Below are 8441 nucleotides of genomic sequence, written 5' to 3'. Positions count from 1 at the left end.
CTGCTGCTAAAGGTGGAAAAAGTCAAATCATTGCTTTAGTACTAGCTGCTTTAGTAGGTGGTATTGGTGTTCACCGTTTTTACTTAGGTTACACATGGCAAGGTGTTGTTCAATTACTAACTTTAGGTGGTTGTGGTGTTTGGTCATTAATTGACTTGATTAGAATCATCACTGGTGACTTAAAACCAAAAGATGGTAGTTACAGTAAGACTCTATAATATAATATGTTAAGAAAAATTGTTTTCTACACACGTAATTGGATAACAATAATTGCACCTTTTGTTCTGTTATTTTTACCCGCTAATTATTTTGACGAAGGGCAAAGTATTTGTCTCTCAAAAATGTTAGCCAACATTGAATGTTATGCTTGTGGCCTTACAAGAGGCGTAATGCATTTTATTCATTTTGAGTTTGAAAAAGCTTGGGAATACAACAAATTAACTTTTATTGTTGTTCCACTTCTTTTTCCTTTGTGGTTGAAATCAGTTTACGAAGTAAGAGGAAAACAAATGCCTGGTCTTCTGGGCAGATTAACATAAAATTCAAAAACCGTCATTTAAAATGGCGGTTTTTTTTTATATTTACCCAAAACATTTTACAATGAAAATCATCATTATCAACGGTCCAAATCTTAATTTGTTAGGCAAAAGAGAGCCAGAAGTTTATGGAAATGAAAATTTTGAAGACTATTTCAACAAACTTTCAAATGAATTTCCTTTCATTACATTAGATTATTATCAAAGTAATATTGAAGGCGAACTTATTAATAAACTACAAGAAATTGGTTTTGATTATGATGGTATCATTTTGAATGCAGCAGCTTATACACATACATCAATAGGAATTGGTGATGCTGTAAAAGCAATAAAAACGCCTGTTATAGAAGTCCATATTTCTAATACGTTTTCTAGAGAAACTTTTAGACATCAATCGTATATTTCGCCCAATGCTAAAGGAATAATTGTTGGTTTTGGCTTGGAAAGTTACCGACTGGCAATTCAATCTTTTCTGAAATAATTTTTTTTTTTTGCAGTAACATGTAACTTTTTGACAATACTAATCGTCTAAACTAAAAAATAAAGCCATGAAAAAAATTATTCTACTCCTATTAGTACTGTCAAACCCTATTTATTCTCAAGTAAAAGGAACCGTTACTGACACTAATGGCAATCCGCTTTCGTTTGTAAATATCTATCTAAAAGACACCTATACCAGTACAACTTCTAATGATTTAGGGCGTTTTGAAATCAACATAAAAACACCAGGAACTTATATTGTTTTGTTTCAATATCTTGGCTATAAAACAGAAAAAGTTATTGTTACTATCGAAAAAACACCGGTAAATATTGACATTCAGCTCAAAGAAGAAGATTTTCAGCTTACTGAAATCGTGGTTTCTAAAAAAGACAATCCTGCCATTGCCATTATAAAAAATGCTATTGCAAATAGAAAGGAAAATTCAGCCAAAACAGCCAAATATAAATGTGATTTTTACTCAAGAGGAATTTTTAAAGTAAAAGATTTGCCTAAAAAATTTATGGGTCAGGAAATTACCGAATTTGATGATGTAATAGACTCAACAAGAAGTGGCATTTTGTATTTATCAGAAACCGTTTCTAAGATTATTTTTCAAAAACCTGATAAATTAAACGAAACTATTATTGCTTCAAAAGTTAGTGGCAACAATCGCGGTGTAAGCTTTAATACTGCATCGCAAGCCAATTTTGATTTTTATGAAAACTACTTAGATTTTGAAACAAAAGTAATTTTGCCCATTGCAGACAACGCTTTCAATTACTACAAATTTGTTTTTGAAAGTTCTTTTTATGATGAAAACAACCAACAAATTAATAAAATAAAAGTTACTCCAAAGCGAGAAAACGAACCCGCCATGGAAGGCTACATCTATATAGTAGAAGATAGTTGGGCAATTTACGCAACCGATTTGACTATAAAAGGTTCTCAAATTCAGAATCCAGTAATCAATTCACTTCAAATCAAACAAAACTTTAGTTATAATTCGACTACTAAAATTTGGGTAAAAAACACCCAAACATTAGATTTTAATGCAGGAATTTTTGGATTCAAATTTAATGGAAGATTTACGCATGGCTATTCTAACTTTGAATTTCCTGATAACTTTGAGAAAAAAACATTTAGCAGAGAAATTCTAAAATTTGAAGAAAATGCTACTAAAAAAGATGATGCTTTTTGGGCAACCATACGACCAGTTCCTTTGACAGATGAAGAAGCGAATGATTATGTGAAAAAAGAAAAATTGCGAATCAAAAAAACTTCACAAGTTTACTTAGATTCTATTGACAAAAAAAATAATAAATTCAAACTATTAAGTCCAATTATGGGTTATAGTCATTCGAACACTTTCAAGAAATGGTCGGTTCGATATGATGGCCCATTAATGAAGACTTCTTTCAATACTGTACAAGGATTTAATGCAAATACTGGAATTTACTTTAACAAAAGAGATGAAGAAAAAAACACCTTTTCAAGTACTGGTGCACGTCTTACCTATGGATTTGCTGAAGATAAAATAAGAGTCGTTGCTAGTCACACCCAAAAATTTAACAATACAAACAAAGCAACTTTAACTGTTTTAGGCGGAAGTTCAGTTAGTCAATTCAACCAAAATCAACCTATTTCTGACCTTGTGAATGCTGTAAGTTCACTTTTTTTCAAAAATAATTTCATGAAATTATATGAGAAAAATTTTGTTTCAGCTAATTTTAGTAGAGAAATCATGAATGGTTTAAACTTTACTTTTGGAGCAGAATATGCCGAAAGAAAACCGCTTTATAACACAACCGATTATAGTTCTATTAAATCGGATGATTTGTATAGTTCAAACAATCCGTTGTTGCCGAATGATTTTTTAAACCACCCATTTCAAAAGAATAATTTGGTAAAAATAAATAGCAATGCAACTATAAAATTTGGACAAAGCTACTATACACGTCCAGACGGAAAATATAATCGTGATAACGGAAAATATCCAACCATCAATTTAGGTTATGAAAAAACAATTGCTGCAACTAACAAAGATTACGAATATGATCTTGTTACCGCAAAAATTTCGGATGAATTTTCGATTGGAAACAAAGGAAATTTACAAGTTAATTTAATGGTCGGAAAGTTCTTTAACGCCGAGAATATAGCATTTACCGATTTCAAGCATTTTAATGGAAACCAAACGCGCGTAAGTCACGGCATGAGCTATTTGAACGAGTTTAATCTTTTGCCCTACTATTCATCAAGCACCAACGACCGTTATTTAGAAACGCATTTGGAGCACAATGACAGAGGCTATTTGATGAATAAACTTCCTTTACTCAAAAAACTACAATCACAATTGGTTTTAGGATTCCATAATTTGGCAATTCCAGACAGAATTCCTTATAGAGAATTTACAGTTGGATTAGACAATTTAGGTTTTGGGAAAATTAAATTTTTAAGAATTGATTATATTCGTTCATATCAAAAAGGCTTTCAAGGAGATGGTGTTATTTTTGGAATAAAAGTGTTGGAAATGTTTAGAAACTAGTTTTAGTTCTTAACATGTTCAAACAACCAATTATATAAAGCATCGGTGTGAAATAATGATTCGACGCTACCATGAGTTCCGCCAGGTATTGTTGTAAAAGTAACATCGGCATTTTTATCACATTTTTTGATGGCTTTTACAATTTTTTGAGATTCCGAAATAGGGACTGCTTTGTCATTATCACCATGTTGAATCCATAAAGGTAATTTAGCTAGATTACAAGCATCTTTTTCAATTCCTCCACCACAAATTGCAACTGCAGCCGTTATCTTATCAGGATGCTTTCCTGCGATTTCTAGAGTGCCATAGCCGCCAAGACTCATACCACAAACATATACACGAGAAGTATCTGTAGTGTGTTCTTTTTGAATATATTCTATCAATTCTATAATCTTATCGGTACTCCATGAACCACTTGCCAATTGAGGTGCGACAACTATTGCTTTTATAACCCTACCTTTTTCAATAGCATTAATAACACCATATCGTTTTACCTTATTAATATCAGTTCCCGAAAGACTTTTACCGTGTAGAAATAGTAAAATTGGAAGTTTCTCAGTTTTATCTACAATTTCAGGAACATTTATCCAAAAAGGGTAAGCTGTTTTTCCAATAATTGTTTTTAGTTGGGCGTTGGAAACAGTTATTACTAGTAAGAATAATAAAATGTATGTTTTTTTCATTTTTTTAAAATTTGAAGTTATAAAAAAAACCAATCACAAAGTAATTGGGTTTTGTAGCGAGGACGGGAGTTGAACTCTAGTCCGCCGCGGCGGATATGAAAATAATTAAATCCCTCAAAACCTATAAAATGTGGACGATTTATTATTGTTTTAGTGTGTTTTTATATAATTCCTTACTCTAAATTCCTTACTCTATTTCAATTTATGATATTCTTCCAAATCTATTATTTATCAATTCTTTGAAGGTAACTTTAAACTCATCACTAATAAAACTATCATCAATACAACGAATCCATTTTTCCCTCGACTTCTCCATTTTATTAAAAATGTTTTCTTGTTGTTTGTTGTCTAATTTAAAAGAATTGAATACCGTTATAAAATCTTTTCTACTAATTTTTTTCTTCTTGGCATTAAGAGTTAGTGCCAAATCTTCATCATCAGCAGGATTGACGATTGCCGTTGCCACCATATCATAAGCAGGGGATAGTATATAACCTTGCTCATTTGTTTTGATTATAGAGAAGTTTTTTAGGTGCATATCTGCATTCCCCGTTAAGAATGAAAACAATACTTGTTCAAAGAAATTTACTAAATCTAAACCCGGATTAGAGGAATGTTTTAAAAGAACTTTGGCAATCTGTTCGTAAGACCCGTGATACTTGTTTTCCGTCATTCTTTCTGTTAGTTGACACATATCCTCCATTAAAAGTTTTTCACCTTTAATTCGGTCGATTCTTTTAGTTATGTATGCAAGATTCCCTGATTGTAATCGTATTAAACTATGTGGAACCATTTTTATTTTTGCTATCGCTCCCAAGTGCATTGTTAGGTCTTCCACCTCCGGTAATTGATTGAAATTCTTAGTCGGTGGTTTTAATATATAATTCCCCCATAAACCAACAATCGTAAATCTTTTTCCATCCCCTTTTTCACTCGGTGTTAATTCCAAAGATAATTTGGCTTGAACCCCTGTTAAAGTAGTTTGACTTTTTACCACTTGTAAAGCCAAATCTTCCATTTGGTTTTCTGTATAGGGTAATTCAGGAGGAGTAGTTTGTCCAAATATTTTTTTACAACACGAAGGGTGAAAATCTATTTCATTTTCAGTTAGTGGTTCGTAACAATAGAGACATTTTTTCATAGTTCTTCATTATTTAGGGGATGAACACTAACTGCTCCAATACAATCTTTACAACAAGCCATTAAAAGTCCCATTCTATCTCGTGGGTTTAGTTTCCAATTGTTTTGAGCAATATTTAATAACCATCCTTCGGGGATAAGACCATCAAAAAATGGGAACAAAATTTTACTTGTATAGGGTTGTTCTTTTAGTGGTAGTGTCAAACTAATAGTGTCAGGACTTGTAGAATTCAAATAGGAACTATCATAGTTATAATGATACCCATTTTCATCCTCTACCAACCAACCCGCAGTTTTATCGTATATTTTTATTTCAGCCTTTCTCATCTTCCTCTTCTTTTAATTGGACTGCACCTACCTTATAACCAAATAATTTCAACACCTGATTTACCTTGTCTAATCGCAGTGTTTCTTTACCTTGTTCTAATTCTCGGAGGAAACGAAGACCAACACCTGCTTTCTCTGCCAATTCAGGTTGAGTTAATTTAGTGGAGGTTCTTTTTTGTTTTACAAACTTACTTAATTCCATAATATGCACCTTTACGGGTATAAAAGTATAAAAATATTATTAATTTACACCCTTTGAGGTGTAAATTTAATAATTAGAAGAATAGTATACCACAACGGGTATAAATGCAATGATTATTTTTTAATGTATTTATTGTTTTTTTCTTATTCTATTTCCTTACTCCGTTAAATTTGATTTGAAATAAAATATATTTGAAAAATAAACCAGATTCAAAGTGTATTTAATTTATATAAGTTATTGAATTTCAACAGTTATAGTGAGTTTAATACAAAAAAAATCCTCACATTTCTGTGAAGATTTTTTGTAGCGAGAGGGAGATTTGAACTCCCGACCTCAGGGTTATGAATCCTGCGCTCTAACCGACTGAGCTACCTCGCCATTTTTCGGTTAGAAATGTTATTTCATTGCGGGTGCAAATATAAAACTTAAATCAGATGTTGCAAATATAAATCACTAAAAAAAAAATATTTTTGAAAATACTTTTTTTTTGAATTTTAATTCTATACTTTTCGGGAAATATTTAGTACATATATGGAAACAAAAATACGTTACGAATTAGAATTTCCTATAAATTCATCGCCCCAATTGCTTTATCAATATATATCGACTCCTTCTGGACTTTCGGAGTGGTTTGCTGACAACGTAAATTCACGTGGAGAGTTTTATACTTTCATATGGGATGATTCCGAAGAGAAAGCACGATTAGCTTCAAAAAAAACAGGCGAAAAAATTAAATTCAAATGGGTTGATGAAGACAATAAAGATACAGAATACTATTTTGAATTAAGAATATTAGAAGACGAAATAACCAAAGATGTTTCGCTAATGATTGTAGATTTTGCTATTGAAGAAGAAGTTGAAGAAGCTTCTCAATTATGGCGAAATCAAGTTTCTGAACTAAAACATGTTATTGGATCTGTGTAAAACACATTTTTAAACTTATATTTGTCCTGTCAATTTCTAAAAAATTGATGGGATTTTTTTATGGTAAATTTGAACGGCGAAATTGTTTCATCAACCACTTCATTATCAACTAATAATAGAAGTTTTCTTTACGGAGACGGTATTTTTGAAACACTAAAAATAGTAAACAATAAAGTTTTATTTCTTGAAGAACATTACTTCAGATTGGTTTCTTCAATGCGAATTGTACGAATGGAAATTCCAATGGATTTTACGATGGAATATTTTGAAGAACAAATACTAAATCTTGCAAAAGCCACCAATTGTTCCCAATCGTGCAAAGCTAGAATTACTGTTTTTAGAAATGATGGCGGTTTATATTTACCTGAAACCAATACGGTTTCTTTTATTATTCAAACCAATCCAATTGAAAATGCTAGTTATCAACTGAATCAATCTAGTTACGAAGTTGAATTGTACAAAGATTTTTTAATAACAAAACAGTTACTTTCAACCATCAAAACAACCAATAAAATAATTAATATAACTGGTAGTGTTTTTGCAAAAGAAAATGATTTTCAAAATTGTCTTTTATTAAATACCGATAAGAATGTTATTGAAGCACTAAACGGAAATATTTTTATGTTAATGGGAAATAAACTCGTAACTCCTCCCTTATCAGAAGGCTGCTTGAATGGAATTATGCGAAAACAAATTCTAAAAATTGCCAAAAAATTTGAAACTATTGAAGTAATTGAAGGTGTTATTTCTCCTTTTGATTTACAAAAAGCAGATGAATTATTTATCACAAATAGTATTATAGGAATACAACCAATAACAAAATACCGCAAAAAAGAATTTACATCGAATCTTGCAATTGAATTGAACAAAAAGTTGAATGAATTAATTCAATAAAGGATTTTCGGGAGCGTTTGACCAAATAATGTATTCACCACCTAACTCTAGGATTTTTTCCTTCCAAAAATCAGCGGTTGCTTTTCCTAATATTTTGTTTTTATAAAGATTCTCCGTTATAATCCATGAGTTTAATTGCATTTCTGACTCTAATTGGCTTGCTTCCCAACCCGTATAACCCAGAAAGAATCGGATATTATCTTTTTTTATAGAACCGTCATTTATCAAACTTTTGGTCAATTCAAAATCGCCACCCCAATAAATTCCGTTAGAAATTTCAACACTATTGGTAATTAATTCTGGAACATTATGAATGAAGTACAAATTATCTTGTTCTACCGGCCCACCATTATAAATTTTGAAATTAGCTTCAATTTCGGGAACTAAGTCGCTAATGGTGTATTTTAAAGGCTTATTTATGATAAAACCAACAGAACCTTCATTGCTATGTTCCGCCAACAAAATAACAGATCTATTGAATGATAAATCGGCAATTATCGAGGGTTCAGCAATGAGCAAATGTCCTTTCTGTAGTTTTTCAGATGTCATAATGCTATAAAATTTTAATAAATGTAAGAAAAAAAGTCTAATTCCCAAATTATATTTGAAAAATCAACTAAAGTATTATGGAAATGATTACAAATCAACACTATAACTTTTAGTATTTTGAAGTTTCTGACAAGCATATAAAAAAAACCATTCGCTATCGCGA

Annotated in this window: 11 protein-coding genes and 1 tRNA gene; 6 read left to right on the top strand and 6 right to left on the bottom strand. The window is 31.1% G+C overall.

Annotated features, from left to right (window positions below):
- The 4 genes from ACIQ66_RS10000 to ACIQ66_RS09985 all read left to right on the top strand — a co-directional run.
- A partial coding sequence (locus ACIQ66_RS10000; RefSeq protein WP_396212656.1) for a TM2 domain-containing protein occupies positions 1-218 on the top strand: 218 nt, incomplete at its 5' end.
- Positions 219-341: 123 nt separating this feature from the next.
- Entirely contained in the window at positions 342-539 is a 198-nt protein-coding gene (locus ACIQ66_RS09995) for a DUF2752 domain-containing protein (protein WP_396212655.1), read from the top strand.
- Between the two features lie 61 nt (positions 540-600).
- Positions 601-1017, top strand: a complete 417-nt coding sequence (locus tag ACIQ66_RS09990; protein WP_396212654.1) for a type II 3-dehydroquinate dehydratase — start codon at positions 601-603, stop codon at positions 1015-1017.
- A gap of 67 nt (positions 1018-1084) precedes the next feature.
- Entirely contained in the window at positions 1085-3559 is a 2475-nt protein-coding gene (locus ACIQ66_RS09985) for a DUF5686 and carboxypeptidase regulatory-like domain-containing protein (RefSeq protein WP_396212653.1), read from the top strand.
- 2 nt (positions 3560-3561) lie between these two features.
- Here the strand turns inward: ACIQ66_RS09985 and ACIQ66_RS09980 are convergent, their stop codons facing one another.
- The 5 genes from ACIQ66_RS09980 to ACIQ66_RS09960 all read right to left on the bottom strand — a co-directional run bounded on the left by ACIQ66_RS09980 (position 3562) and on the right by ACIQ66_RS09960 (position 6289).
- Complete coding sequence (locus tag ACIQ66_RS09980) at positions 3562-4242, bottom strand: prolyl oligopeptidase family serine peptidase (RefSeq protein WP_396212652.1); 681 nt, start codon at positions 4240-4242, stop codon at positions 3562-3564.
- 202 nt (positions 4243-4444) lie between these two features.
- On the bottom strand, positions 4445-5383 hold the full coding sequence (locus tag ACIQ66_RS09975; protein ID WP_396212651.1) for a HipA domain-containing protein: 939 nt from the start codon (positions 5381-5383) through the stop codon (positions 4445-4447).
- Positions 5380-5709 (bottom strand): HipA N-terminal domain-containing protein, encoded by a 330-nt coding sequence (locus ACIQ66_RS09970; RefSeq protein WP_396212650.1) that lies wholly within the window; start codon positions 5707-5709, stop codon positions 5380-5382. Before ACIQ66_RS09970 ends, ACIQ66_RS09975 begins: the two co-directional genes overlap by 4 nt.
- The gene (locus ACIQ66_RS09965; RefSeq protein WP_396212649.1) at positions 5696-5911 is read right to left on the bottom strand and encodes a type II toxin-antitoxin system Y4mF family antitoxin; all 216 of its coding nucleotides are present in this window, start codon (positions 5909-5911) and stop codon (positions 5696-5698) included. Before ACIQ66_RS09965 ends, ACIQ66_RS09970 begins: the two co-directional genes overlap by 14 nt.
- Positions 5912-6215: 304 nt before the next feature.
- Positions 6216-6289, bottom strand: a tRNA-Met gene (locus ACIQ66_RS09960).
- A gap of 153 nt (positions 6290-6442) precedes the next feature.
- On the opposite strand from ACIQ66_RS09960, the gene ACIQ66_RS09955 reads away from it, so the two are divergent.
- Complete coding sequence (locus ACIQ66_RS09955; protein ID WP_396212648.1) at positions 6443-6835, top strand: START-like domain-containing protein; 393 nt, start codon at positions 6443-6445, stop codon at positions 6833-6835.
- 60 nt (positions 6836-6895) lie between these two features.
- Positions 6896-7729 carry an aminotransferase class IV gene (locus tag ACIQ66_RS09950; protein WP_396212647.1) on the top strand — a complete coding sequence of 278 codons (834 nt, stop codon included), beginning with the start codon at positions 6896-6898 and terminating at the stop codon, positions 7727-7729.
- Here ACIQ66_RS09950 and ACIQ66_RS09945 read toward each other — a convergent pair.
- The gene (locus ACIQ66_RS09945; protein WP_396212645.1) at positions 7718-8278 is read right to left on the bottom strand and encodes a YqgE/AlgH family protein; all 561 of its coding nucleotides are present in this window, start codon (positions 8276-8278) and stop codon (positions 7718-7720) included. The two genes, ACIQ66_RS09950 and ACIQ66_RS09945, sit on opposite strands and share 12 nt — an antisense overlap.
- Positions 8279-8441 lie beyond the last annotated feature (163 nt).

The sequence above is a fragment of the Flavobacterium sp. genome (genome assembly GCF_044377315.1).
In the GTDB taxonomy this organism is placed as follows: Bacteria; Bacteroidota; Bacteroidia; order Flavobacteriales; family Flavobacteriaceae; genus Flavobacterium.
This window is presented reverse-complemented; position numbering and strand designations above follow the sequence as displayed.